18 protein-coding genes, 1 tRNA gene and 1 pseudogene are annotated in these 25,211 nt (G+C 59.5%); 16 read left to right on the top strand and 4 right to left on the bottom strand.

All coding sequences use genetic code 11. The features are described from left to right. Positions 1 to 17: 17 nt before the first annotated feature. From BN2664_RS04915 to BN2664_RS04905, 3 genes are all read left to right on the top strand, one after another. Positions 18 to 1,958, top strand: a complete 1,941-nt coding sequence (locus BN2664_RS04915) for an ABC-F family ATP-binding cassette domain-containing protein (protein ID WP_007001316.1) — start codon at positions 18 to 20, stop codon at positions 1,956 to 1,958. Positions 1,959 to 2,013: 55 nt separating this feature from the next. Continuing rightward, positions 2,014 to 2,907, top strand: coding sequence for a DUF4862 family protein (locus BN2664_RS04910; RefSeq protein WP_040317295.1), 894 nt, complete (start codon positions 2,014 to 2,016; stop codon positions 2,905 to 2,907). Between the two features lie 180 nt (positions 2,908 to 3,087). Next, positions 3,088 to 3,612, top strand: a complete 525-nt coding sequence (locus BN2664_RS04905) for a hypothetical protein (protein WP_007001318.1) — start codon at positions 3,088 to 3,090, stop codon at positions 3,610 to 3,612. Positions 3,613 to 3,751: 139 nt separating this feature from the next. Here BN2664_RS04905 and BN2664_RS04900 read toward each other — a convergent pair whose 3' ends face one another. Beyond that, the gene (locus tag BN2664_RS04900; protein ID WP_007001319.1) at positions 3,752 to 4,156 is read right to left on the bottom strand and encodes a hypothetical protein; all 405 of its coding nucleotides are present in this window, start codon (positions 4,154 to 4,156) and stop codon (positions 3,752 to 3,754) included. A gap of 513 nt (positions 4,157 to 4,669) precedes the next feature. Between BN2664_RS04900 and BN2664_RS04895 the strand changes: the two genes are divergently transcribed. The 6 genes and pseudogenes from BN2664_RS04895 (at position 4,670) to BN2664_RS04870 (ending at position 13,239) form a co-directional block, all read left to right on the top strand. Next, on the top strand, positions 4,670 to 5,170 hold the full coding sequence (locus tag BN2664_RS04895; RefSeq protein WP_007001320.1) for a hypothetical protein: 501 nt from the start codon (positions 4,670 to 4,672) through the stop codon (positions 5,168 to 5,170). A 115-nt stretch (positions 5,171 to 5,285) separates the two neighbouring features. Next, positions 5,286 to 5,864 (top strand): NADPH-dependent FMN reductase, encoded by a 579-nt coding sequence (locus BN2664_RS04890; protein WP_007001321.1) that lies wholly within the window; start codon positions 5,286 to 5,288, stop codon positions 5,862 to 5,864. Positions 5,865 to 6,756: 892 nt separating this feature from the next. After that, positions 6,757 to 6,987: pseudogene (locus tag BN2664_RS04885) on the top strand (addiction module antidote protein); the annotation flags it as partial. 242 nt (positions 6,988 to 7,229) lie between these two features. Continuing rightward, positions 7,230 to 8,879, top strand: a complete 1,650-nt coding sequence (locus tag BN2664_RS04880; RefSeq protein ID WP_007001322.1) for a type I restriction-modification system subunit M — start codon at positions 7,230 to 7,232, stop codon at positions 8,877 to 8,879. Continuing rightward, positions 8,876 to 10,111: a restriction endonuclease subunit S gene (locus tag BN2664_RS04875; RefSeq protein ID WP_058120631.1), complete on the top strand. Its 1,236-nt coding sequence runs from the start codon at positions 8,876 to 8,878 to the stop codon at positions 10,109 to 10,111. Before BN2664_RS04880 ends, BN2664_RS04875 begins: the two co-directional genes overlap by 4 nt. Beyond that, positions 10,108 to 13,239 carry a type I restriction endonuclease subunit R gene (locus BN2664_RS04870; protein WP_007001324.1) on the top strand — a complete coding sequence of 1,044 codons (3,132 nt, stop codon included), beginning with the start codon at positions 10,108 to 10,110 and terminating at the stop codon, positions 13,237 to 13,239. Before BN2664_RS04875 ends, BN2664_RS04870 begins: the two co-directional genes overlap by 4 nt. A 242-nt stretch (positions 13,240 to 13,481) precedes the next feature. On the opposite strand, the gene BN2664_RS04865 is transcribed toward BN2664_RS04870, so the two are convergent. The 3 genes from BN2664_RS04865 to BN2664_RS04855 all read right to left on the bottom strand — a co-directional run bounded on the left by BN2664_RS04865 (position 13,482) and on the right by BN2664_RS04855 (position 16,549). Further along, positions 13,482 to 14,696 (bottom strand): ABC transporter permease, encoded by a 1,215-nt coding sequence (locus BN2664_RS04865; RefSeq protein WP_007001325.1) that lies wholly within the window; start codon positions 14,694 to 14,696, stop codon positions 13,482 to 13,484. Between the two features lie 25 nt (positions 14,697 to 14,721). Beyond that, positions 14,722 to 15,777 (bottom strand): ABC transporter ATP-binding protein, encoded by a 1,056-nt coding sequence (locus BN2664_RS04860; RefSeq protein ID WP_007001326.1) that lies wholly within the window; start codon positions 15,775 to 15,777, stop codon positions 14,722 to 14,724. A 121-nt stretch (positions 15,778 to 15,898) separates the two neighbouring features. Then, entirely contained in the window at positions 15,899 to 16,549 is a 651-nt protein-coding gene (locus tag BN2664_RS04855; protein ID WP_007001327.1) for a TetR/AcrR family transcriptional regulator, read from the bottom strand. Between the two features lie 65 nt (positions 16,550 to 16,614). Between BN2664_RS04855 and BN2664_RS04850 the strand changes: the two genes are divergently transcribed. The 7 genes from BN2664_RS04850 (at position 16,615) to mfd (ending at position 25,164) form a co-directional block, all read left to right on the top strand. After that, positions 16,615 to 16,685: transfer RNA gene (locus BN2664_RS04850), tRNA-Gln, on the top strand. Between the two features lie 89 nt (positions 16,686 to 16,774). After that, complete coding sequence (locus tag BN2664_RS04845) at positions 16,775 to 17,704, top strand: NTP transferase domain-containing protein (RefSeq protein ID WP_007001328.1); 930 nt, start codon at positions 16,775 to 16,777, stop codon at positions 17,702 to 17,704. 195 nt (positions 17,705 to 17,899) lie between these two features. After that, positions 17,900 to 18,883 (top strand): ribose-phosphate diphosphokinase, encoded by a 984-nt coding sequence (locus tag BN2664_RS04840; RefSeq protein WP_007001329.1) that lies wholly within the window; start codon positions 17,900 to 17,902, stop codon positions 18,881 to 18,883. Between the two features lie 118 nt (positions 18,884 to 19,001). Next, complete coding sequence (locus tag BN2664_RS04835; RefSeq protein WP_007001330.1) at positions 19,002 to 19,736, top strand: sulfite exporter TauE/SafE family protein; 735 nt, start codon at positions 19,002 to 19,004, stop codon at positions 19,734 to 19,736. Positions 19,737 to 20,098: 362 nt separating this feature from the next. Then, positions 20,099 to 20,749 (top strand): 50S ribosomal protein L25/general stress protein Ctc, encoded by a 651-nt coding sequence (locus BN2664_RS04830; protein ID WP_007001331.1) that lies wholly within the window; start codon positions 20,099 to 20,101, stop codon positions 20,747 to 20,749. 205 nt (positions 20,750 to 20,954) lie between these two features. Further along, positions 20,955 to 21,536: an aminoacyl-tRNA hydrolase gene (gene pth, locus BN2664_RS04825; RefSeq protein ID WP_058120630.1), complete on the top strand. Its 582-nt coding sequence runs from the start codon at positions 20,955 to 20,957 to the stop codon at positions 21,534 to 21,536. Between the two features lie 13 nt (positions 21,537 to 21,549). Next, the gene (gene mfd, locus BN2664_RS04820; RefSeq protein WP_007001333.1) at positions 21,550 to 25,164 is read left to right on the top strand and encodes a transcription-repair coupling factor; all 3,615 of its coding nucleotides are present in this window, start codon (positions 21,550 to 21,552) and stop codon (positions 25,162 to 25,164) included. The last annotated feature ends 47 nt before the right edge of the window (positions 25,165 to 25,211 follow it).

The raw sequence follows: 25,211 nt of genomic DNA, 5'->3' as shown, positions 1-25,211 counted from the left end.
ACCCTAGAAAGGCCTCCATGACACATTTGCTTTCGGTTCAGAACGCATCGATTTCCCTGGGATCGCGCCCGATTCTCGAGGACGTCTCGGTCTCCCTCGAGGACGGATCGCGCATTGGCGTGGTGGGGCCCAATGGCGGCGGGAAAACGACGCTTCTGAAAATCGTCGCCGGCGCGGTGGCCCCCGATTCTGGAGTGGTGACCACTTCGCGCGAGGCAAGAATCGCCCTACTCACCCAGGCCGACGAACTCCCAGACGTCACCGTGCGCGAAGCCATTCACGGCGAGGCGGCAACATTCGAGTGGGCCTCGGATGCGAGCGTGCGCGAGCTGCACGCCGGCCTGCTCCCGGAGATCTCCCTCGATGCGCGGGTACGCGAGCTTTCCGGCGGCCAGCGACGGCGGGTTGCACTCGCTCGCACGCTCACGCGCGATGCGAACGTCGTCGTCCTCGACGAACCCACCAACCACCTGGACGTGGAGGGGATTACCTTCCTCGCCGACTACGCGGCACGGCGCTTCGGCGGGAAGAACCCGCGTGGGGCGCTGGTGGTGGTCACCCACGACCGCTGGTTCCTCGACCGCGTGGCGACGCGAATCTGGGAAGTCGTGCCCGGCACCGACGGCGCGCACGGGCGGAATCCCACCGGCGGTCATGTGGAAATGTACGACGGCGGCTATTCGGACTATATCTTCCAGCGCAATGAGCGTGCCCGCCAGGCCGCGGTGGCCGAGGAGAAGCGCCAGAATCTGCTACGCAAGGAGCTCGCCTGGCTACGGCGCGGGGCACCGGCGCGCACCTCCAAACCGCGCTTTCGAATTGAGGCGGCGGAAGAGATTATTGCCAATGTGCCAGCTCCGCGCGATTCGGTAGAGCTGACCCGCATGGCGACGCAGCGGCTCGGGAAAACCGTGATTAATTTGGAGGACGTCTCATTTGCGTATCCCGGCGGTGAGCCGGTGTTGCGCGATGTTACCTGGCTCCTCGCGCCGGGGGAGCGGACGGGAATCCTGGGGCGCAATGGCGCCGGGAAGTCGTCTTTGCTCGGGTTGCTTTCCGGGGAGCTCGAGCCGAGCGAGGGGCGCATAAAGCGCGGGAAAACCGTGGCGCTGGCGGAGCTTTCCCAGGATACGAAGGAGCTGGAGCAGGTCGCGGATCTGCGGGTAGTTGAAGCGGTATCCGAGGTGGCCCAGCACATCGAGATTGGCGGGAAGGACGTTTCCGCCTCGCGCCTCACCGAGCGCATGGGCTTTACCCGCGAGCGCGCCTGGACCCGGGTGGCCGAGCTTTCCGGCGGCGAGCGCCGGCGACTGCAGTTCATGCGGATCCTCATGGGTGAGCCGAATGTGCTGCTTTTGGACGAGCCAACGAACGATCTGGATACGGATACTTTGGCCTCGATGGAAGACCTCCTCGACGGCTGGCCGGGGACTTTGATTGTGGTCTCCCACGATCGGTATTTGCTGGAGCGGGTAACCGACCGGCAAATGGCGGTGATTGGCGGGCGCCTGCGCGATTTGCCCGGCGGGGTGGACGAGTATCTGGAGTTTTCGGCGCTCGCGGGCGGCGATGGCCACGCTGGTGGCGGGCGCGGCGGGCGCGCGAGTGGGCACTCCGGGGGCGCTCATGCCGCTGGTAATGCTGGTGCAGGTAGCGCGGGCTCAGGTAGCGCGGGCCGTCATTCGGCGGGCGAAGCTTTGGGCGGCGAACCGGCCCAGCCGGTGAAGTCCGATTCGCAACTCCAACGCGAGGCTCATAAAGAGGCACAGCGAATTGAGCGCCAGCTCGGCAAGGAGCGCAAGAAGCTCGAGAAGCTTCACGCAAAAATCGCGGAACTGTCTGCGGGCACGGACTATGAGGCGCTCGCGGACGTTTCGCGCGAGGCATCCGAACTAGAAGAACAAATTGAGGAGCTGGAGCTTGCTTGGTTAGAGGCGGCCGAGCGCGCCGAAGGCTAGGCTAGGGGCACGAATGCTGGGTAGCGAGCTTGCTGAAAAACCGAAGAGGGTTGAGATGACTTCACCGTTCATTGTTGGCGCATACGCATCATTGCCGGAGCCCGATCGGCACCGCGAATACTACGAGTTACTGCAAAGCAAGGAGTGGATTGACGGCCTGGAGATCCCGTTCCCCGGCCAAATCGCCACCGAGGCCGATAAGTTCGCCAGCTATCTCGCGGAAAACTGGATCTTCAACGCCATCACGGCGATTCCCGGCACCATGCAGAACGTGGGGAAGAACCCGGCCTTCGGTCTAGCTTCTCCGGATAGCGAGAGCCGCCGGGCGGCGCTCAATTTTGCCGAGCAGATTCGTAGCGCCGTTGCCGCGCTTGCGGACGCTACCGGGCGCGAGGTTATTTCCAAGGTGCAGTTGCATACCGCGCCGCCCGAAATTGCCAGCGCGGATTCTTTCCGTGCTTCGCTGGAGGAACTACTGGCCAAAGATTGGTGCGGGGCGAGCATCGCCGTTGAACATTGCGACAAGTTTGTGGACGGGCAGAAACCGGAAAAGGGATTCTTGCCCATCGAGCAAGAAATCGAGATTTGCCACGAGCTGGGCGTTGGCATGGCGATCAATTGGGGGCGCTCGGCTATTGAGGGTCGCTCGTCGCGAACAGCATTTGAGCACATTCAGCAGTGCGAGCAGGCGGGCGTGCTGGCAGGCGTCATCTTCTCTGGTGCGGGCCCGGAGGAAACTCAGTTCGGCTACCCCTGGGGGGATGGTCACCTACCTAGCGCGATGGATGAGCCCGCCTCATTGCTGGACGCCGCGGAAATCCGCCGCTGTGCCGAGGTAGCTGAGGGCGCGGAATATTTGGGCGCGAAGATTTGCGTACCTGCAAGCGCGGGCCTGGAAGAGCGCCTGGCCATGCTCGAGAATATCTACGCCGCCGCGCGCGGGGAGTAGTTTCCTGCCGTCCGCGAGTGGCGAGCAGTTCCCGCCGTAGCGCGCGGCGAATAGTTTCCGCCCTGGCGAGTGTGGCAATGCCCGCAACGGGTGCGGCGAAGATGTTCCTCGGCTTGCTGCGGCGGCATCATAAATTATGTGCCGTCGAAATTAGATGGCTATGGCATTTAAGGAGCTGGTATGGAAACGTTGTCGTCAACGGATTTCGCCGCGGTTTTGGGAGAGCTGGAGCCGGAGCAAGAGTTCACGCCAGGCCTTGAAAAGAACCTTTTTGAAAAGGGTCTTTATCAGGACGCGAAGCGCTATTGGTTCTCGGTACGCACCCACGTGGTGATGTACTTTGCCACCCGCGAGCTCGAGTACGACGCCAAGAAGAAGGCGGCGAAGACCGCTGCGGTGGATGGGCAGAAGAAGCGGGCGATTGCCGATCTGCGCAATGCCAAGGAAGCCTGGGCCAAGATTCGCCGCCCGGAAATGTATATCTGGGTTTACGAGACTCTGGGGCTCGATAAGAGCAAGATTTGGCAGGCAGTAGAGTCACTCCACGCGGCAATTGACGGCGGTGAAACCAGCCTCGCCAAGCTGGCAAAGATTGCTCGCCAAGCTTTCGCTTGGGAGGCGGTTGAGGAAGCCGTCCGCGCCCACCACGCTCGCCTCTGCAACGAACTTTCGGCCGTCAAGGGCATCGAGCACTATCGCATCTAGCTGGGACGTTTAGCGGATCGAACTTTGTCGCATCTAACGCGAACGGTGAGCGCATCGAGCTCGGCCCTACCTTTAGCAGGCAACTAGGTATCGATCGCCCCTGTTGCATCTCATGCGGACGGCGCGAGCAAGCGTGTTATTAGTGCGTTTGCCGCGCGCCGCGCGATGCGTAGAGCGCAATGGCACAGGTGGCAAAGAAGGCCAGGAGGGTAGCTACCGCCTCGATTTCCTTGCCAGGGAACCACGCGTACGTCACCATCCCCACGCCCAGAGCGCTCGCAATCGGTTCGCCGAACGCGGTGACGACTAAGGCCAGTGCTGCTGTTATCAGGCAGGTGAGGCAAACTCTCATCCTTTGCCTACCGGATAGGGAAATAATGCCCGCAAGTGCCAGTAGGAGGGGAACAACTACACCGGTCCACACCAGAGCGAGGGTGGTGGCGTTTAGTGCCGAAGTGTTGACGAAGAACTGATAGGCAACGGCGCACAGGCCCACCGCGCTCAGCGGAATAAAAATCAAAAACCAGCGGCTCCGGGTGCTCATTTTGATGTCCTTTCGGTGGTGCTATTGGTAGCGCAGCGGCGCCTGATGGGATGTCGCTACACTAGCGAAATCGGTTATTTTAATTCAATATGGCTGGGGGTCTTGTTTTCTGCCCGAGCGGCTGAGGGCTGTACGCAGGTGAGTGTTGTGCGCGGGTGAGCGTTCTACTCGGGTGGGCGTGGCGAATCCGCAACCCACTTCGAGTCGAGCCTCCACGTTCTAGTTGTTTCTTCCCTTTCGCGTGAGCCCGCGGCCGTGGAGAAGCGATAAATGTGGGCGTCGCGCATCATCGCGGGTGTGCGAGGGAAGATTTGGCCTCTGTCGGTTGGCACGGCCCGCGGGGAAAATTCTGCCTTTGTTGGTCGGCGTGGGTCGGCGCCGGGGCGTGGGGAAAATCCGTCTGGCTACATTCTGTGCGCGCTACGGGAAACTGCGCGGGAGCTAGCGGTGAGATGGCATGATTAGTTACGGCAGAGCGGACGGCAAGTAATAAATAGGCTTGAGGAGTAGAACATGGCGGAAATGAAGGCGAGGGATGTCGCGGGAATCCTTGGAGAACTGGAACCGGAGCAGGAATTTACCCCTAGTTTGGAGCGGAAACTTTTCGAGGCGGGGATTTACCAGGATAAGAAGCGGTACTGGTTCTCCGTGCGAAACCACGTAACGTGCTACTTCGCGCAGGCGGCAGTTGAAGCGGAATCCAAGAAGGGTGAAACGAAGAAGCGCCTGGGTTCAGAGTTTGGAAGTGCCAAAGCGGCGTGGAAGAAAATTCGCCGCCCGGAAATGTACATCTGGGTCTATGAGACCCTCGGCTTGGATAAGGGGCGCATCTGGGATGCGGTGGCGGAGATCTGCGCCGAAATTGACGGCGGGGAAACCAAGCCTGCCAAGCTTGCGATGGTTGCCCGCTCGGCGTTCAAGTGGCGTGAAGTTGAGGGAAAGCTTCGCATGCAGCATGAGCGGCTTTGCGATGAGCTTCTCTATTGCAAGGGTTTGGAGCACTACCGCCTCTAGCGCTTTGGGGAAGTGATTCCCGGGTATAATTCGTTTCCGATAAGTTCAATTACGCGGGGCGGGGCGTGGAGTTCTAAATCTCCGCGGCGCCCTCTGATGCTTAGGAGGCAAACGAATGGCATACAAGATTGCGGTGTTGGTGGGCAGCCTGCGCGGTGGATCCTATGCGCGCAAAATTGCGAAGAACGCGATCACGTATTTCCCGGAGGGGTTCGATGCGCAGATCGTGGAGATTCGTGACCTGCCGCTCTACAACTTTGATTACGACGACCCCGAGGTCACCGAGGTGGAGCGCCCGGAGATTTACACGCACTTCCGCGAAACGATCAAAGCCTGTGACGGCGTTCTTTTTGTGACCCCCGAAAACAACCGCACGATTCCGGCTTGCCTGAAGAACGCGGTAGACATCGCCTCCAAGCCCAACTCGGACGTGGCATGGAAGAATAAGCCCTACGGCATCATCTCCCATTCCGTGGGACGGATGGGTGGCTACAGCTCGCAGAAGAACCTGCGCCTGGCGCTTTCGTACTTTGATATGCCGACAGTCGGCCAGCCCGAGGTCTTCCTCGGCCAGTCGCCGACGCTACTCGATGAGGATGGCAAGCTCCAGCCCGAAAAGACCGTGGAGTTCGTTCGCGACTACGTTCAGCGTTTCGCCTCGCTGGTCGAAGAAACTTCCCAGCGTAACGCGTAGCGACGCGGCTCCGGCGGAGGGACGTCGGCGAGCTTTAGCCCCGAGCTCTGCGGTGAAGGTTCAACAAGGTAGCTAGAGCAGAGCGAGGGAGACTAGGTGGCAACGCGAGCCCTAGCGCAACCGCTTCGGCTTGAGAACTCGATTTGGCGTAGAGAGCGAGGCAGGCCGCAGCGAGATAGCTAGAACCGTAGCCAAAGGGCTGGGTTTCGCGAGCGTGCAGGGCTTACCAGGTAGATGGCCTTTTGCTACATGTACGAAATGGAAACGCTCTGAGCTGGGCTTTTACAAAAGGGCTTTTGGGCCGTCTCGCGTTGCCGCCACTAAGGCTTCATTTCACTGTGGTTATGTGTGCACGTCCGTGCAGGGACGTGCACACATAACCACACCAAAGTGAATCTCCATCGGCCCACCCGTAGCGCGCAAGCCCTCACGCGCCCTATAAATGCTGATTCTGTGTAGGTGAACGTCACGGTTTGATCGGACTACTTGGTTATTTGCGAATTTCTTACGCCTGCTCTTGCCCCTTCTGTGCACTCCGAATCGGGCATTAAGCGCAAGATACCGCGAGTCCAGCTCAGGCTGATTGGCGATTAACCCGCGAACGTCTGCGAATTCCGGGGTTTCCCACGCTGTATCCTGTGGAATACAGCGATTCTGTGGAGAATAAACAGACGGATACCTACATCCGCTGGTTTCGTAAACTCAAAGACGCATGAGGTAGAGCTCGTATCAACATTGCATTGCAAAGATGTAAGCAAGCAGGTGAATTTGTAGGCGATGTAAAGCATATCGAAAAGGCCAAGAGCCTCGCGGCGCAAATTATTGAGGAGGGGTTATGGGGGTAAGAATCAGAACCTGGGATGCGAGCGAGTACTGAGAAACCCAAGACGATGTTGTGGAGTATCTGAATGCTGCTCTCGAAGATCCTGACCCTGCAATCTTTCAGGCGGCTTTGGGTGACGTGGCTAAGTCTCGCGGTATGACTGCCATTGCTGAGGGAGCAGGTGTGGGACGCGAATCTCTGTACAAATCGCTTTCACAAGATGGGAACCCGTCCTGTAAGACTGTTACGAGAATAATCGACGCTCTCGGTTTGCAACTGGAAATCAAAATCCCGGCGTGACACTCCGGTGAACCATTTTTCGGATTAGCCAGGCCGGGGTTCGTGCCTTGTCCATCGTCTAGCCTTTTGGAGCACTTGCCCGGGCGTCTACACGGCCGTCGGCGCCGCGCGTGGTAACCTCACGTTTGTTGCGAGTGTGGGTTTTCGAGGTCGAACCACCGGCGCTATTTTCGAATTCTCAAGCCGAAAGACGCCCCGCCCCAGGCACTCGCCAAGGAACTCACGAGAAACGCGAGGGGAGCATGGTTCCGGTGACGCGGGAGGCGCAACGCGCCGAGTTGCATAAGACGATTTGGCGGGTCGCCAACGATTTGCGCGGAAGCGTGGACGGCTGGGATTTCAAGATTTATGTTCTGGGCACCCTGTTCTATCGCTTTATTTCTGAGAACCTCGCGGAGCGAGTGAACAAAAACGAGTGGGCTGCCGGGAACTCCGATTTTGATTACGCCAAACTATCCGACGAGGAAGCGCAGCCCGCGCGTGAATTCCTTATTAGCGAGAAGGGCTACTTCATCGCCCCTTCAGAGCTGTTTGTAAACGTCCAGGCGCGCGCCTCTCATGACGAAAATCTGAATGAAACCCTCGAGCGTGCCTTTCGCAATATTGAGGGTTCGGCCGTAGGAACAGCGTCAGAAGATGATGTTCGCGGCCTCTTCGATGATTACGATGTGAACTCCTCCAAGCTCGGAAACACGGTAGCGGCGCGCAACGCAAAGCTCGTGAAACTTCTCGATGCCGTGGCAGATATGCCACTGGGTGCGCTGGAAGAAAACCGCATTGATCTTTTTGGCGACGCCTACGAGTATCTGATGACGATGTACGCCTCGGCCGCAGGCAAGTCCGGCGGCGAGTTCTTCACCCCGCAAGAGGTATCCGAAGTCCTTGCCCGCATCGTTATAGGGGACAAAAAGTCCATCAACTCGGTTTACGACCCGGCCTGCGGTTCGGGCTCGCTTCTTCTTCAGTTCGCAAAGATTCTCGGACCCGCCAACGTCAATAAGTTTTACGGCCAGGAAATCAACCTCACCACGTACAACCTGGCAAGAATTAACATGTTCTTGCACAACATCAACTACACAAAGTTTGATATTGAGCTGGGCGATACCCTAATTGATCCGCGGCACCGGGAAGAAGAGCCGTTCCAAGCGATCGTTTCAAATCCGCCGTATTCGATCCGCTGGGCCGGGAGTGACAATCCCACACTCATCAATGATGACCGCTTTTCTGATGCCGGGGTACTCGCTCCAAAGTCGAAAGCGGATCTCGCCTTTACCATGCACATGCTCCGAGCCTTGGACGTCACCGGCACGGCGGCAATCGTTCAGTTCCCCGGAGTGCTCTATCGCGGCGGCGCGGAAAAGAAGATCCGCGGCTACATGATCGATTCGAATTACGTGGAGGCGGTGATCCAGTTGCCACCGGATTTGTTTTTCGGCACCACGATCGCCACCTGCATTATGGTTCTCAAAAAGTCGAAGTCGGACAGCTCGGTGCTGTTCATTGACGCATCGAAGCGCTTCAAGCGGGAGGACGCCAAGAATGTTCTCACCCCGGAGGATCGCGCCTGGATCGTCGAGAAGTACCGGGCGCGCGCCGATGAAGAGCACGTGGCGAGGCTCGTTTCGATTGATGAGCTGCGCGAGAACGACTACAACCTCTCGGTGTCCAGTTACGTGGAGCCGGAGGATACCCGCGAGGAGATCGACATCGTTGCGCTGAACCTGCAGATTCAGCAGATCGTTGCGCGCCAGCAGGAGTTGCGTGAGTCGATTGACCGTATCGTTGCGGACCTTGAGGCCGACGGCGTAGGCCTTGCCGACGACGCCGTAGCTTCGGCCTCCGCTACTCGCTCCGATGCAGCTACTCCAGCCGCGGGAGATGATGCCAAATGAGCCGCCTGCAAGATTTGATTAATGAACTCTGCCCAAACGGTGTTCCGTACATGCCAATTGGTGATACGAACGTTAGCTCAAAGGTTGTTTCGGGTGCCACCCCAAGCACTCGAAACAAGCGATATTGGAAGCCTCCCGAAATCCCATGGATGAGTTCGGGTGAGGTTAATTTAGGAACAGTTTATAAGACTGAGAATTTCATAAGCCAAGAGGGGTTCAATTCGTGTAGCACTAAGATGTTGCCCCCTGGCACTGTTGTAATTGCGCTAGCCGGGCAGGGCAAAACTCGTGGGAAGGTTGCGAGAACTCGCATTGAGCTCTGCACGAATCAGTCCCTTGCTGGAATCGTGGTTCAAGACGCGATGAATTCGGATTTCTTGTTCCACTACCTTACAAGTCAATACGAGAAACTTCGGAGTATCTCATCGGGCGATGGAACGCGTGGCGGCTTGAATCTACAAATGATCCGAGATTTTAAGGTTCCGGTCCCGTCGCTTGAGGTGCAACGTGAAATCGTGAGAATCTTAGATAACTTCACCGAGCTGGAAGCGGAGCTGGAAGCGGAGCTGGAAGCGCGGCAGGTTCAGTACGCCTTCTTTCGGGACAAAATTTTTCGTATTCTTCAGGCTGAAGATCAGTTGTGTTGCTTGGGAGAAGTCGGAAGATTTGCGCGGGGCGCAGGTCTGCAAAAGAAGGACTTCGTTGATGAGGGTGTTCCCTGTATTCATTATGGCGAGGTCTACACGCACTACGGAATTTGGGCTTCGAAAACGAGGAGCTTCGTTTCAATGGATTTTGCTCGTGGAAAGCGCCGCATGCAATCAGGGGATTTATTCATCGCCACCACTTCGGAAAATGATGAGGATTTGGGAAAAGCAGTTGCTTGGCTCGGAGAATCGGACGTTATCGCAAGTGGTGATGGGTATGTATACAGTCATGATCTCGATCCGAAGTACGCGTCTTATTTTTTTAGTAGCGCTCTGTTTCATGAACAAAAAGCCAGGTACATTACAGGCACGAAAGTTCGTCGAATTTCATCGGGAGCAATGGAACGCATGCAGATCCCGGTTCCTCCCCGCGAGATTCAAGAGCGCGTCGCAGAGACTCTCGATCGTTTCGATGCTCTGGTAAATGACATCAGCTCGGGGCTGCCGGCGGAGATTGAGGCGCGGCGGAAGCAGTATGAGTACTATCGGGATAAGTTGCTGGATTTTAAGGAGCTAGGGCAATGAAGCAGGCGCCCGCGGATATCTTTGAGCCGATCGCAGTTTCGGACGAAGCGACGGTGGTGTCGAAATTCCAGGCTGATCCGAGGAAGGACACCGGTTATCAATCCGAGGCGGCTCTCGAAGCGGAGCTGATCGAAGTCTTGCGGGCCCAGGCATACGACTATGCGCCAATTCATCACGAGGGCGAGCTCATCGCCAACCTGCGCAAGCAGCTCGAATTACTCAACGACTACCGCTTCAGCGATGGCGAATGGGAAAGGTTCTTCCACGAAAGCCTCGCCAATACAAGCGAGGGAACGCGGGAAAAAACCATAAAAATCCAGGAGGACCACGTGCAGGTCCTTCGGCGCGATGACGGAACCTCCAAGAACATCAAGCTCATCGACAAGGCAAACATCCACAACAACCGCCTGCAGGTCATCAACCAGTTTGAGGTGCCGCGCGCCAACGCGTCCAACCCCTTGGGCGGCAGGCACGACAATCGGTATGACGTAACAATTCTGGTAAACGGCCTGCCCCTGGTGCACATCGAACTCAAGCGGCGCGGCGTAGCCCTTAAAGAGGCCTTCGGGCAAATCAATCGCTACAACCGGGAGAGCTTTTCCGCCGGAGCGGGGCTTTTTGAGTACGTGCAGATCTACGTGATCTCAAACGGCACCCATACCCGCTACTACTCCAATACCACCCGCGAGCGTTCCATTGAGGAATCCTCCGGGCGAGCGCGCGGAAAAAAGAAAACCTCCAACTCCTACGAGTTCACCATGAACTGGGCAGACGCCACGAATAAGTCCATTGATGACCTCATTCCCTTCGCCAAAACTTTCCTCGCCAAACACTCAATCCTCAATATTCTTACCCGCTATTGCGTGCTCACCGTTGACCGCACGCTAATGGTGATGCGGCCCTACCAGATCGTTGCCACCGAGCGGATTTTGCGCGAGATCAAGATCGCTACAAATAGCCGACTCCTCGGCAAAGTTGAGGCCGGAGGCTACATTTGGCATACCACCGGTTCCGGCAAAACCCTGACCAGCTTCAAGACGGCCCAGCTCGCCAGCCGAATGGAGGGCGTAGAGAAAGTCCTCTTCGTCGTCGATCGGAAAGACCTCGACTATCAGACGATCAACGAATACAACCGCTTCGAGGAAGGCGCCGCAAACTCGAACGCCTCCACGGCCGTGCTCACCCGGCAGCTGGGTGATACGACGTCGAAAATTATCATCACCACAATCCAAAAACTTGCCGGCTTCGTGCGCGCCAACAAAACGCATGAGGTGTACGACAAACACGTGGTCATTATTTTCGACGAATGCCACCGCTCACAGTTCGGGGAAATGCACAGCGCGATCACCAAGAAGTTCAAGAAATACAACCTGTTTGGCTTCACCGGCACACCGATTTTCTCCGCGAACGCGGTGGGTGGCGGCAAACCAAATCTCCAAACCACCGAGCAGGTGTTTGGCGAAAAGCTCCACACCTACACCATCGTGGATGCGATTCACGATCAAAACGTGTTGCCGTTCCGTATCGACTATCTCGATACGATCCAGATGGGTGAGGATGTGCAGGACAAGAAGGTAAGCGCCATCGATACCGAACGCGCGTTCCTCGCACCCGACCGCATCTCTAAAATTGTTACATATATACTCGAGCACTTCGACCAGAAAACGCGGCGAACAGGCCCGGGTTATTCGCACACGATCAAGAGCGTTCCGCGCCGGCACGGAAGCGAAGAGATCGTGCAGGAGGTTATTGCCGAGCGGCGGGTGCGCGGGTTCAACGCTCTCTTCGCGACGGCGTCTATCCAGGCCGCGAAGCTCTACTACATGGAGTTCGCGCGCCAGCAGGCAGAATTGCCTGAAAGCCAGCGGCTGAAGGTCGGCATTATCTATTCCTATGCGCCCAATGAGGTGGAGCCGGACGGGTTCCTTGGGGACGAAGCGATGGACGCCGCAGGCTTGGACCGTAGCTCACGTGAGTTCCTGGACGCCGCGATCGAAGACTACAACGCGATGTTCGGGTCCAATTACGATACCAGCGGTGGAAGTTTCGAGAACTATTACAAAGACCTCTCGATGAAAATAAAGAACCGTGAAATTGATCTGGTGATCGTGGTGAATATGTTCCTCACAGGTTTTGACGCCACCACGCTGAACACGTTATTTGTGGACAAAAACCTCCGTATGCACGGGTTGATCCAGGCATTTTCGCGAACGAACCGGATCCTCAATTCGGTGAAAACCTACGGGAATGTGGTCTGCTTCAGAAACCTACGCGAAGAAACCGATGAAGCGCTAGAACTGTTCGGTAACAAGGATGCGCGGGGCATCGTGGTACTCAAGCCGTTCGAGGAATACTACGCAGAATACGGTAAGAAGGTTGACGAGCTCCGAGATCTCTGCGCGCCTGGGGAGACGCCTTACGGCGAGAACAACCAACGCAAGTTTGTAAAGATTTTTGGCGCGGTTCTACGGCTGGAGAATATCCTCGCCTCGTTTGATGATTTCCTTGGCAAGGAAAAGCTCACCGAGCGCGAGGGGCAGGATTACCGTTCGGTGTACTTGGATCTCTACGCGGAGATGTCGCGTGATAAAAACGCTGATAAGGAGGACATCAACGACGACCTCGTATTCGAGCTTGAGCTCGTTAAACAGGTTCAGGTCAATGTGGATTACATCCTGCTCCTGGTAGAAAAGCATCATACGGAAGAAGGGAACGGTATTAACCGCGAGATCCGAGCTCAAATCTCGCGCTCGATTGACGCTAGCCCAGAGCTACGAAACAAGAAAGATCTTCTCTTGGACTTCGTTGACTCGGTGACGTTAGACGAGGATATCGACCGTCAATGGGAAGAATACGTAAGTACTCACCGCCGCGCGGAATTGGACGTTATCATCGCCGATGAGAATCTCAAGATCGACGCCACTTATGAGTTCGTGAACCGATCTTTCGAGATGGGCCAGTTGGAAACTGAAGGCACGTCAATCTCTGACCTCCTGCCTTCGACGTCGATCTTTGGCTTTGGCGGGGGAGAACCCAAGCAGGTACGTAAAGAGCGCGTAACCGAAAAGCTTCAGACGCTTTTTGAGCGCTTCAAGGGTTTAAGCGTAGGCGCTGCGCCTATTGGTTAGGCAGATCTGCCACCACTGTTAGCGTAGCTATCGTCGCACGACGATCTGGACGATTGCCCGTATCGTCGCTCGATGATCTCGACGATTCGAGGTAGCGGAGTCCCGGTGGGCCTCCGCTGGTTAGCGGTACGGCATGAAGCGAGAGGGTGTGAGCCGCGATCGCGGATCACACCCTCTCTATTGCAGCGTGCTGTTTCAGCACCTCAAGCCCATTAGGCCGCCTTCTATCCCAAGCCAGCCCTTTAGGCCGCCTTGCGGAAGATCTGGGTGAGCTTCACGCGCTCGCCCATGCGCAGGATTGAGCGCTCGTAGATCGCGCCGCCCAGGCGGGCCAGGAGGATGATCCCAACAACGGAAAGGCCAATCGCGATCAGCTGCTCCATCCAGTTTGTGGTGCCCGCGCCGGCGCGCAGCGGCATCGCGTAGCCAGCGAAGCCGGGGATATAGGAGATCACCTTGAACCAGGTTTCCTCGACCTGGGTCGGTCCGGCGAAGATCACCAGGTAGAACGGAATAAACTGGAGGAAGATCTGCGGGGTGAGGATGCTCGCCAAGTCTTCCTGGCGGGAAACCGTGGCGGCCACGCCGCCGGCAAGGGCGGCCACCGTGAGGTATCCCAGCGGAATCCAGATAATCGACACCGCGATCACAAATCCCAGCCCCGAAGAAGTAATGAATCCGAGATCCGGCACCACCCCGGCGATAAACGCCGCAACAATCGCGGTTGCCAGATAAATCAGCATGGTGAGGAGCGTTGCCACGCCAATGCCGAGCACCTTGCCGAGCAGGAGCGTGCGCGGGCGCACCGTGGTCAACACAATCTCCACCACGCGGCTGGATTTCTCTTCCACCACGCCACTGGGAATTGCGCCCAGGCCGGATGCCACCATGAAGAACACCAGCGAGGAACCAATGATGCCGGCAATCACCGGGATCGGGTTCGTGTCAAAAATGCTCGCCGAATCCGCCTCGGTTGCCGAAACGTCCTTTGCGGTCAGCCCATTGAGCGCCATCACCTGCGTGATGACCTCGGGGCTCACACCCTCGGCCTCCTCCCGAAGCAAATACAGGGTGGCCGCCTGGCGTACCGGCTCCACAAAACGCACCCCGCCGTTACCGTCGGCGTAAATCTCCGGCGCCGCGGCGCTTCCACCAATCGCCACGTCCGCGATCGGCTCGTCCTTGCTCACCAACTCCTGGGCGGTTGTTTCGGGAACCACCACCGCGTCAATGCCCTGCTGTTCCAAATAAGGCAGGAGCATCATCGCCGGCTGAGTGAGCGCCACATCCGGCTTATCGCTCACCGGGCCCTCGTCGCTGGCCTGGTTGCTCGGTAGCAGGAAGCGCCCCGCCACGCCCGCCGCCAGCAGGAGAAGCACAATGATCAGGGTGCCAATAATGTTGCCCTTCGAGGTGAACGTGGTGCGGAATTCGCGTTTGAAAATAATCCCAAGCATGCTGTTCCTCAATTCTTCCTCGCCTCTAGTGGGCGGCCGGTTCGGTGGTCGGGGGTTCGTGAGACGCGGCGGCTTGCGCGGTGCTCGCCTCATCTTGCACGACGCCGTCGCTCGCGTCGGTGCCAGGAGCGCCGTCGGTGGTCTCATCGGCGTCGTGAACGACGACGTCTTGGAAGAGTTCCGTCAAATGCGGGCGGCGCGGGCCGAATTCGCGAATTGGCCCGGCCTGCGCGGCCGCGCGAAGCACGTCCTGATCGGAGGTTCCACCGGAAAGATCAATCAGCGCGCGGGTCACGCCGGCCTCGCTAGGTGCATCTCCAGTTCCTTCCAGAGGATCGGCGCTTACCGAAACACCGAGCGGCGCGAGGGCCGCCCGCAAGGATTCCGGAGTGGTCTGCACCGCGATGGCCAGGGGAACATCCCCGCTATCGCGTAGCTCCGCAATCGATCCGCGGGCCACAATCCGCCCATCGGCCAGAATCCCCACCGAATCGCACAGGCGCTCAACCAAATCGAGCTGGTGGGAGGAGAACATAACCGGGGCTCCGCGCTCGGCCATCTCGCGCAGAACGCTACTCATGGAAGCCACCGCCACCGGGTCCAAGCCAGAGAACGGTTCGTCCAAAATGAGCAGCTCCGGTTCGTGCACCAGCGCCGCGCACAGCTGCACGCGCTGCTGATTACCCAGCGATAGTTTTTGCACCGGATCGTCCAGGCGCTCAAAAATGCCCAGGCGCTGCGCCCACTTTTCCGCGCTTGCTACCGCCGCATCGTGCGAAAGCCCGTGCAAGCGGGCAAAGTACACCAGCTGGTCGCGCGCCTTCATGCGCGGGTAGAGGCCGCGCTCTTCGGGCATGTAACCAATTCGCTGGCGGCTCGCAAAATCAATGGGCCGGCCCTGCCAGGTCACCTCCCCGGAGTCCTTACTCAGCAGGTTGAGGGCGATGCGCATCGCCGTCGTCTTACCCGCGCCGTTGGATCCGACGAAGCCGAAAATCTCTCCCGGGTGGACGTCGAAACTGAGATCCTTGAGAACGTGGCGCGAGCCAAAACTTTTATTGACTCGAGTAAAGCTCAGCATGGCTACCTTTCGGTCGGTTATCTCTGCGTAAAATCATTGCTCGCGCAAGAAAACTGTTCATGAACAGGATATTTGATCAGAGCCCGCGAATCATGGAAATTCGCGCATTGCTGGAAAATCGCTACTTGCCCGGGCAGTGGCGCAACTTCGGGGAAATCTCCAGGCCGCGCAGGCCGTCCCACACGAAGTTCACCACGTGGGCGGCAAGGGTTTCCTTATCGGGGGTTTTCACATCCACCCACCATTGGCCCACCTGGCCAATCCCGCCCGCCAGCATTTGCCCATAAATTGGCGCGGTGCGAGCATCAATCCCGTTGCGCTCGAGCATGGGCACAATCATCTCGGTGACGGCATCCGCGACGTCTGCCATTACGGTGGAGAACGAACCGCCCTCCAGGGTTGAGGGCGAACGCTGCACCAGGAGCCGGAATCCGGCGTCGTTATTTTCTATGTAGTTGAAAATCGCCACCACAATTGCCTCCAACGCGTCGCGCTCGCGAGCGCCGTCCTGCAACTGGGTGAAAATCAGATCGGAAAGGATCGTCAGTTCGCGGTCCACCACCACGTTGTAAATGCCTTCTTTGCCCCCGAAGTGCTCGTAAACCACCGGCTTGGAGACGCCCGCTTCAGCCGCAATTTCCTCAATGGAAACAGAGTCGTATCCCTTCGTGGCAAAAAGATCGCGAGCCACCTGGGCAAGTTGCACGCGGCGCTCGGAGCGAGTCATGCGCACGCGTTTGCGCGGCGCGGCGTTCGATTCGGGTTGTGACATGGCTCCATTATGCCGCACTCGGAATTTTCGCTAGACTGTCCGGGTGCATTCGCCAGAATGTGCAATCCGCCTTGGTGTAATGGCAGCACAGCGGTCTTTGGAACCGCTTGTCTAGGTTCGAGTCCTAGAGGCGGAACTCAACCATTGCGGCCCGGCCGCGGGCCGCGTCACTATCGCGGCAGGCCCGCTCCGTTGCTGGCGTGCCCTGGAAGAAAGGTCAGCGCCGTGGAAAATCCCGCCGCCGTTATTATCCTTGCCGCCGGTAAAGGCACGCGCATGAATTCGGCCACCCCCAAAGTGCTCCACGAAATGTGCGGGCGCACCCTGCTGGGCCACGCCATCGCGGCCGCGCGCGGGGTGGAGCCGGAGAACGTCGTCGTGGTGGTGCGCCACGAACGCGACCTCGTTGCCGGCCACGCCACCGCGGTGGACCCCGGCGTGATTATTGCTGACCAAGACGAGATCAAGGGCACCGGCCGCGCGGTGTGGTGCGGGCTGAATGCGCTGCCGGCGGACGTTTCCGGCCCCGTCCTGGTGATGGCCGGCGATACCCCGCTTCTTTCCGCTGACGTTCTGTGCGAGCTCTACGCCCACCACGCTGGCAACGCCGCCACCGTCCTCAGCGCGATTGTTCCGGACGCCACCGGCTACGGGCGAATCGTCCGTGATGAAGCCGGCGCGATTTGCGGCATTGTGGAGCACCGCGATGCCAGCGAGGAGCAGCTTCAGATTCACGAGGTGAACACCTCAACCTATGTATTCGACGCCGAGTTTCTGCGTTCCAGCCTAGAAACGCTCGGCACCGACAATGCGCAGGGGGAGATGTATCTAACCGACGTTATCGCCAAGGCCTACGCGGCCGGGGCGGGCGTGGGATCGTACGTGGCCCCCGACTATCGGGTGGCTGAAGGCGCTAATGACCTGGTGCAACTGGCGGCTCTACGGGCGGATATGAACCGGCGCATTGGAGAGAAGTGGATGCGCGCGGGCGTGACGATCATTGACCCGGCCAGCGCCTGGATCGATGTGAGCGTGGAGCTGGAAGCCGATGCGGTGGTGGAGCCGTTTACGATTTTGCGCGGGGCCACCCGGGTGGAAAGCGGCGCTCACGCCGGCCCGGGCGTCTTCGTTGATACGCAGATCACAGCAGACTAACACCAAGAAATAGGAGAACTTCATAACTTGGGGGGGATTCGTGGCCCATTGACCGCGAAAACGGGTACCTTAAGAGGAGGGGGCTTTTCGCCGTCGGCGTGCAATCCCCCTTTTAATTCACCATTTCGAAACCCAACGTTCACGCTCCAGCGTGAAGCGAGAGCAGGGATTGCAAGGGGAAGGGCACACAGGTAAATGGCCACTGGAATGCGGGTATCTAATGACAAGCGACTGGTCCTCGTTGCGGGGCGCGCTTATCCGGAGCTAGCGGAGGCGGTGGCAAAAGAACTCGGCATTAGCCTTTTGCCCACCACGGCGTACGACTTCGCAAACTCGGAAATTTACGTGCGTTACGAAGAATCGCTGCGCGGTTCTGATGTGTTTATTCTTCAGTCCTTCACCGACCCGATTAATAAGTGGTTGATGGAGGCTCTTCTTTTGGTGGATGCCGCCAAGCGCGCCTCCGCCAAGCGAATCACCGTAGTGGCTCCGTACTACCCGTACGCTCGCCAGGACAAGAAGCACAAGGGCCGCGAGCCGATTTCCGCCCGCCTGGTCTCGGATTTGTTCCGCACCGCCGGCGCTGACCGCGTGATGAGCGTTGATCTGCACGCCGCTCAGACCCAGGGCTTCTTCGACGGCCCGGTCGATCACCTGTGGGCCATGCCCACCCTCGTTAAGTACGTCAAGACGCTGATTGATCCGGAGACCTCGGTTATGGTCTCCCCGGATGCCGGCCGCATTAAGGTTGCCGAGCAGTGGGCCGCCCGCCTGGGAAGCCTGCCCCTCGCCTTCGTTCACAAGACCCGCGATATCAGCCAGGCGAACGTGGCCGTGGCCAAGCGCGTGGTGGGTGACGTCAAGGACAAGACGGCCATCATTGTTGACGACATGATTGACACCGCCGGCACCCTGGTGGGCGCCATTCATGTGGTGCGCGACGCCGGAGCTAAGGAAGTTATCGTTGCCGCCACGCACGGTCTGCTTTCGGGCCCCGCCGTCGAGCGCCTGCGCGACGCGGGTTGCCGCGAAATTATCGTCACCAACACCCTGCCGATCCCGGAGGAGAAGCGTTTCGACGGGTTAACGGTGCTCTCGATTGCTCCGGTGATCGCCCGCGCCATTGACGAGGTCTTCGAGGACGGTTCGGTGACCTCCCTGTTCGACGGCGCCTACTAAAGGCACCATCTAGATTTGCCTTCCGCGAGGCATCGCGGTTATTTCCGGTGGGCGCTGGACGATTTTCGGCTAGCGCCCACCGGTTCGAATTCCCAAGGTTTAGATTCCAGACTCCTACATGCTCATACTTGCCGTATTTTTCGTTGGACTCATCGGCGCGATCATCGGATACCTCTCCGGGGTCGCGTCTGTTTTCACCTACCCAGCATTGCTTTTGCTCGGTTTCCCGCCGGTGATTGCCAACACCACGAACGTCTTTTCCAACGTGGGCGGCGGCTTGGGCTCAACACTTTCCGGCCTGCGCTACATTCGGCGCATCACCACCTATCCGCGCGTGCCGCAATACATAATCTCCGCAATTGGCGGGGCGCTCGGTGCGGTGCTCCTCCTCGGGGTCAGCGCGAGCGTTTTTGAAGCGGTGGTTCCGTGGTTGGTGCTTTTTGCCGTTCTCTCGGTGGTGCTGGCGCCGCTGGCCACCCGCGCCGGCTGGCACGTGAACGTTGGCACCGGGGTTTTCCTCGTCCTCGTTTTCGGGGTGGGAATCTATTCGGGCTATTTCGGGGCGGCCTCCGCGGTGATGTACATGGCGGTCGCCGCGCTTTTCACCCCGCTGACCACCCGCGAGGCTCTGCTCTTGAAGGCGCCCATCACCACCGTGGCCAATGCCGTGGCGACGGTTTATTACCTCGCCAACGGCGCGGTCAATGTTCCCGCGGCCGTCAGCATGATGGTCGGTGGCCTGGTGGGCGGCTGGATTGGGCCGAAAATCGGCCACTATTTCTCCGACCGCACCATCCGCGTTTTCGTACTGGTCTGCGGCCTGGCGCTTTTCGTGTGGCTCCTGGTTCGCTAGCTCGCTTCGCGGTGCGCTACCCGGAGGGGGAAGTGTTTTCGCTTCGCGAGTTGTTTGTTCCTTCCGGAAGCGCACGACGCCGTCGTACCGGCGGGCCGCGTAGCTTTACGACGCCGTCGTACCGGCGGGCCGAGGTGGCGGGCCTCGCACCAAAAACCCTGGAAACCACGCCGCCGAGCGTTTATAATTTTTAGGTTGCTTCGGCGAGGGAACGCGAATTTCTCGCGATATTCCGTTATCGACGCGGCAGGCGCTCCTAGCAGAGTTGGCCTGCACGAGGCCAACCTCCCGTGCCACCGGCGCGGGTGTTCGAAATTGATACCCGCGGCTCGCACTGCGCGCCGCATGTTTTAGGAGCGAATATGGCTTTTGAGCAGAAGCGTCTCATTGGTACTGAGCGCACGGAATTTGGTAAGGGCGCTTCGCGTCGTCTGCGCCGCGATGGCCAGACCCCGGCGGTCCTCTACGGTCACGGCCAGGATCCGATTCACGTTGCGGTTGACGCCCACGAGCTCTTCCTCATTGTGAAGGACAATCCGAACGCGATCATCAACATCGTCAAGGACGAAGGCGCTTCGTCCGATCTGCTCGCGCTCGTCAAGGACATTCAGCGCAACCCGGTGACCCGCCGCATTACTCACGTCGACCTGCAGCGCGTGACCCGTAACGAGAAGGTCGAGGTTGAGGTTCCGGTCGAGGTTACCGGCGAGCCCGCCCCCGGCATGATCTACACGATCGAGCTCATGAACGTGATCGTCAAGGCCCCGGTTATCGATATCCCGGATTCGGTTGTGGCGGACGTTGAGGGCCTGAACGCAGGCGAGCGCGTGACGGTTGCGGATCTGAAGGTTGCCGACGACGTTGAGATCGTTGCCGACGCCGAAGAGGTGGCCGTGATGGTGACCGAGCCGCAGGTTGATACTGCGCTCGAGGAAGCTGACGCCGCTATGGCCGAGGCTCAGGCTGAGGAATCTGCCGAGGCTGAGAAGGCCGAGGAAGAAGCCGCCGAGTAAACTTCTAGCGCGTCGCCTAAAGACACGCAGATATCGCGGGGCCGCACCAGTGCTCGACCGCCAAACCTCGCCCGGAGGCGCCGAAAGGCACCGGGCCAAGAGAAAAGGCGAGAGGCACGGGTGCGGCCTTGCGGCATTATTAGCCGGTTTGTGTCGGCATCGAGTTCTGCCAGAATAAATACGCACGGAAATTGCGGGAGGAAGAATGTACGTCGTCGTCGGGCTGGGGAACCCCGGTGCGAAATACGAGGGAACCCGCCACAACGCGGGACACATGGTGATTGAGGCGCTGGCCGCGCGGGCCGGAGGCGCCCTCGCCGCGCATAAGAAAACCAATACCCACCAGCTAGTGGCGCGCGCGGGTTACGGCGCGGATGCCGAGCGGGTTGTTTTCGCCATCTGCGACAGCTATATGAATACCTCGGGCGGGCCGGTTTCCTCGCTAATGAAGTACTACGAGTGCCCGCCGGAAAACCTCATTGTGGTGCACGATGAACTCGATCTTCCGTTTGGCACCCTCAAGCTCAAGCGTGGGGGAGGCGAAGGTGGGCATAACGGCCTGAAATCAATTAGCCAATCCCTGGGCGCCAAGAACTACATTCGCCTGCGATTTGGGATTGGCCGCCCGCCGGGGCGCCAGGATCCGGCTGATTATGTGCTTCGCGCCTTCTCCGCAGCGGAGAAGAAAGACCTCGGGGTGCTGATTGAACGCGCCGCGGACGCGGTGGAAGAAGTGGTGCGCCTGGGGCTGGAGACGGCTACCTTGCATTTGCATACGCAGAACTAAACGGAAAGAAGTCATGAACCTACGTCCGGTCTTGCCGATCGTTGCGGAAAACCCCGACCTGGCGAAGCTGGCGGATTCCGCCGCGAGCTCGAAAAATATCCCCCTGCCGCGGGGAGCAGTTCCCGCCGCGGTAGCGCTGATGCTGGGCGGTGCCTCGCCGCAAAGCCCAGCGCCAAGTGATGCCCTGCACGTTATTGTCACGGCGACCGGGCGCGAGGCCGAGGAACTGGCCGGGGCGCTACGTGCATATCTTCCGGCCGAGGAGATGGAGGTGTTTCCCTCCTGGGAAACCCTTCCGCATGAACGCCTGTCTCCGCGTTCCGATACCGTCGCCCAGCGCCTGCTAGTGCAGCGCCGGCTGGCGCATCCGGAAGAATTTGGACCCCTGCGGGCCGTCTTCATGCCGGTGCGTGCGCTTTTGCAACCCATTAGCGCCGGCCTGGGGGAGATGGAGCCGGTACGGCTGAAGGTCGGAGATTTTACCGGCCTGGAAGATATCGAAAACCAGCTGGTTGCGGCCGCGTACTCGCGCGTCGACATGGTGGAAAAGCGCGGGCAGTTCGCGGTTCGTGGCGGAATTCTGGACGTTTTCCCGCCCACCGAAGATCACCCCCTGCGAGTGGAGTTCTTCGGCGATGAAGTCGATGAAATCCGCAGCTTCTCGGTTTCCGATCAGCGTTCCATTGAGGCCCGCGGAGAAATGTATGCGCCGCCGTGCCGCGAAGTTTTGCTTACCGACGCGGTGCGCGCGCGGGCGAAGGCGCTCATTCCGCAGTTACCGGGCGCGGTGGATATGCTCGATAAACTCAGCGAGGGCATTGCGGTAGAGGGAATGGAATCCCTCGCTCCCGCGCTGGTAGACAAAATGATTCCGGTGCTCGAAACGGTTCCGGAAGGCGCGCGGATTGTGCTGGTGGAGCCGGAGCGGATTTCCCAGCGTGCCGAGTCACTTATTCAAACCACCGAAGAATTCTTGACCGCGGCGTGGTCCGCGGCGGCGGCCGGGGCCGAGGTTCCAATTCAGGCCTCCGATGCGAATTTCGCCACGGTGGCCGAAACGCGCCGGCTCGCCCGTTCGCGCGGCCAAGCCTGGTGGGAGCTGGGCGGCATTAGCGCGCAGGCGCCCGGTGTTGGCGTGGGTAGCGAAGCGAACGCGGGCAGCGAGGCTAACGCGGCCGGCGCGGCTAACGCGCCGGGCAAGGTACGCCAGCCGCGCAAATTCCTCGGCAAAGTCGACGAAGCCCTGCGCGTGATTCGCGACCTCACCAAGCGGCGCTGGCGCTTTGTGCTCGTTACCCAGGGGCCCGGCCTGGGCCGCAGGCTGACCGAGCAACTGGGCGAGGTCGGAGCGGCGGCGTCGTTCGTGGAAAACCTTCCCCAAAAACTCGAACCCTCGGTGGTCTACGTGACCACCGCGCCGATTGGCGAGGGATTTGTGATGGAGGAGGAGCGCTTCGCGATTCTTTCCGCGAATGACATCACTTCCCGCGGCGGCTCCTCCATTCGCGAGCCACGCAAACTCCCCAAGCGGCGCAAGGCCACCGTTGATCCGCTCGCGCTCAAGCCCGGCGATTTTGTGGTGCACGAACGCCACGGCGTGGGCAAGTTCGTGAAAATGGCGAAGCGCTCCATTGGTAGTGGGGCCATGCGCGGGGATAACCAGCGCGAATACCTGGTGCTTGAATATGCCTCCTCCAAGCGCGGCCAACCCGGCGACCAACTGTGGGTACCCACCGATCAGCTCGATCAGATCAGCCGCTACTCGGGCGGGGAGGCTCCGCGCTTGAACAAAATGGGCGGCTCGGATTGGGCAAAAACCAAGCAGAAGGCGAAGGCGGCTACCCGCCAAATGGCCTCCGAGCTCACCCGGCTTTATGCCGAGCGTCTGGCAACCCCCGGCCACGCTTTTGGGCCCGATACGCCCTGGCAGCGCGAGTTGGAGGATGCCTTCGAATACGTGGAAACGCCCGACCAGCTGCACACCATCGAAGAAGTGAAGCGGGATATGGAGCGGCCGGTGCCCATGGACCGCCTCATCTCCGGAGACGTGGGGTACGGCAAAACTGAGATCGCCGTGCGCGCCGCGTTCAAGGCCGTGATGGATAACAAGCAGGTGGCGGTGCTGGTGCCCACCACCTTGCTGGTTGATCAGCATCGCGAAACTTTCGAGGAGCGTTGTTCCGGTTTCCCGGTGAAGGTGGCGAGCCTTTCGCGCTTCCAATCCGAGAAAGAATCCCGCGAGGTAATTGAGGGGCTGAAGGACGGGAGCGTCGACGTCGTGATTGGCACGCACCGGTTGCTCACCGGAAACGTGCGCTTCAAGGACCTCGGCCTGGTAGTGATCGACGAAGAACAGCGTTTCGGCGTGGAACACAAGGAAACGCTCAAGCAGATGTATCCGAGCGTGGACGTTCTGTCTATGTCTGCCACCCCGATTCCGCGCACCCTGGAAATGGCGGTGACGGGCGTGCGCGAAATGTCCACCCTCGCCACTCCGCCCGAGGAGCGCCACCCCATTCTTACCTACGTGGGCGCGCGCGAGGATAAGCAGCTCAGCGCCGCGATTCGCCGCGAGCTCCTGCGCGATGGTCAGGTGTTCTTCGTGCACAACCGCGTGCAGGATCTTCCCAAGGTGGCGGCCATGCTGGCCGAACTGGTGCCCGAGGCGCGCATCGCCATTGCCCACGGGCAAATGGCCGAGCGCGAGCTTGAGCAGGTTATTCAGTCCTTCTGGGAGCGCGAAGTGGATGTGCTGGTGTGCACCACGATCGTGGAAACCGGCCTGGATATTGCCAATGCCAACACTTTGATCGTGGATAACGCGGACAAAATGGGGCTTTCGCAGTTGCATCAGCTGCGCGGCCGGGTGGGGCGCGGGCGCGAGCGCGCTTACGCCTACTTCCTCTACGAGCCGCATCGGATGCTTACCGAAACCGCCCTCGAGCGGCTGCGCACCATTGCCTCGAACACCGACCTCGGCGCCGGCATGCAGGTGGCGATGAAAGACCTCGAAATCCGCGGGGCCGGAAATATGCTGGGAGGCGAGCAGTCCGGGCATATCGAGGGAGTCGGGTTCGATTTATACGTGCGCATGGTGTCCGACGCCGTTGCGAAAATCCGCGGGGAGCATGGCGAGGAAGAAGAGGACGCGAGCGACGTGCGCATCGAGCTTCCGGTGGAGGCCTACCTGGCCGAGGATTACGTGCCATCCGAGCGGTTGCGCCTAGAGATCTACTCGAAGATCGCCAATGCGAAGAACGAGGAAGAACGCCAGGCGGTGCGTGAAGAGATGGTCGACCGCTACGGCGAGCTACCCGAGGAAGCGGAGCGGCTGTTTAGGATTGCCGCGCTACGCGAGCGGGCGCGGGCAGCGGGCCTGGAGGAGATTACGGTGGCCGGGCGGAATTTGCGCTTTGCCCCGGTCGATCTGCCGGACTCCAAGCAGGCGCGGCTCAAGCGCCTGCAACCGAAGGCCCTCCTCAAGCCGGCTATTCGCACGCTCCTGGTGCCCATGCCCTCCAGCGGGGGGAAGAAGCTCGGGCAAAACCACGTCTTGGAAGGCGATGAGCTTTTGGCTTGGGTAGGCGATTTCATTCACGCGGTTTTTATTGCCAGCATCGGAAGCTAGGAGCGAGCTACCCGGCCCGGCCTGGTCCGGCGCCGCTAAGCCCAGGC

Origin of the sequence: Actinobaculum massiliense (genome assembly GCF_001457435.1) — a bacterium.
GTDB classification, from domain to species: Bacteria; Actinomycetota; Actinomycetes; order Actinomycetales; family Actinomycetaceae; genus Actinobaculum; species Actinobaculum massiliense.
Note: the sequence above shows the minus strand (reverse complement) of the source record. Positions and strands in the feature narration are given on the sequence as shown.

Bases quoted from the DNA above. Each gene is read 5' to 3' on its own strand.
- BN2664_RS04915 (WP_007001316.1), top strand. From the start codon at position 18: ATGACACATTTGCTTTCGGTTCAGAACGCATCGATTTCCCTGGGATCG.
- BN2664_RS04910 (WP_040317295.1), top strand. From the start codon at position 2,014: ATGACTTCACCGTTCATTGTTGGCGCATACGCATCATTGCCGGAGCCC.
- BN2664_RS04905 (WP_007001318.1), top strand. From the start codon at position 3,088: ATGGAAACGTTGTCGTCAACGGATTTCGCCGCGGTTTTGGGAGAGCTG.
- BN2664_RS04900 (WP_007001319.1), bottom strand. From the start codon at position 4,156: ATGAGCACCCGGAGCCGCTGGTTTTTGATTTTTATTCCGCTGAGCGCG.
- BN2664_RS04895 (WP_007001320.1), top strand. From the start codon at position 4,670: ATGGCGGAAATGAAGGCGAGGGATGTCGCGGGAATCCTTGGAGAACTG.
- BN2664_RS04890 (WP_007001321.1), top strand. From the start codon at position 5,286: ATGGCATACAAGATTGCGGTGTTGGTGGGCAGCCTGCGCGGTGGATCC.
- BN2664_RS04880 (WP_007001322.1), top strand. From the start codon at position 7,230: ATGGTTCCGGTGACGCGGGAGGCGCAACGCGCCGAGTTGCATAAGACG.
- BN2664_RS04875 (WP_058120631.1), top strand. From the start codon at position 8,876: ATGAGCCGCCTGCAAGATTTGATTAATGAACTCTGCCCAAACGGTGTT.
- BN2664_RS04870 (WP_007001324.1), top strand. From the start codon at position 10,108: ATGAAGCAGGCGCCCGCGGATATCTTTGAGCCGATCGCAGTTTCGGAC.
- BN2664_RS04865 (WP_007001325.1), bottom strand. From the start codon at position 14,696: ATGCTTGGGATTATTTTCAAACGCGAATTCCGCACCACGTTCACCTCG.
- BN2664_RS04860 (WP_007001326.1), bottom strand. From the start codon at position 15,777: ATGCTGAGCTTTACTCGAGTCAATAAAAGTTTTGGCTCGCGCCACGTT.
- BN2664_RS04855 (WP_007001327.1), bottom strand. From the start codon at position 16,549: ATGTCACAACCCGAATCGAACGCCGCGCCGCGCAAACGCGTGCGCATG.
- BN2664_RS04840 (WP_007001329.1), top strand. From the start codon at position 17,900: ATGGCCACTGGAATGCGGGTATCTAATGACAAGCGACTGGTCCTCGTT.
- BN2664_RS04835 (WP_007001330.1), top strand. From the start codon at position 19,002: ATGCTCATACTTGCCGTATTTTTCGTTGGACTCATCGGCGCGATCATC.
- BN2664_RS04830 (WP_007001331.1), top strand. From the start codon at position 20,099: ATGGCTTTTGAGCAGAAGCGTCTCATTGGTACTGAGCGCACGGAATTT.
- pth (WP_058120630.1), top strand. From the start codon at position 20,955: ATGTACGTCGTCGTCGGGCTGGGGAACCCCGGTGCGAAATACGAGGGA.
- mfd (WP_007001333.1), top strand. From the start codon at position 21,550: ATGAACCTACGTCCGGTCTTGCCGATCGTTGCGGAAAACCCCGACCTG.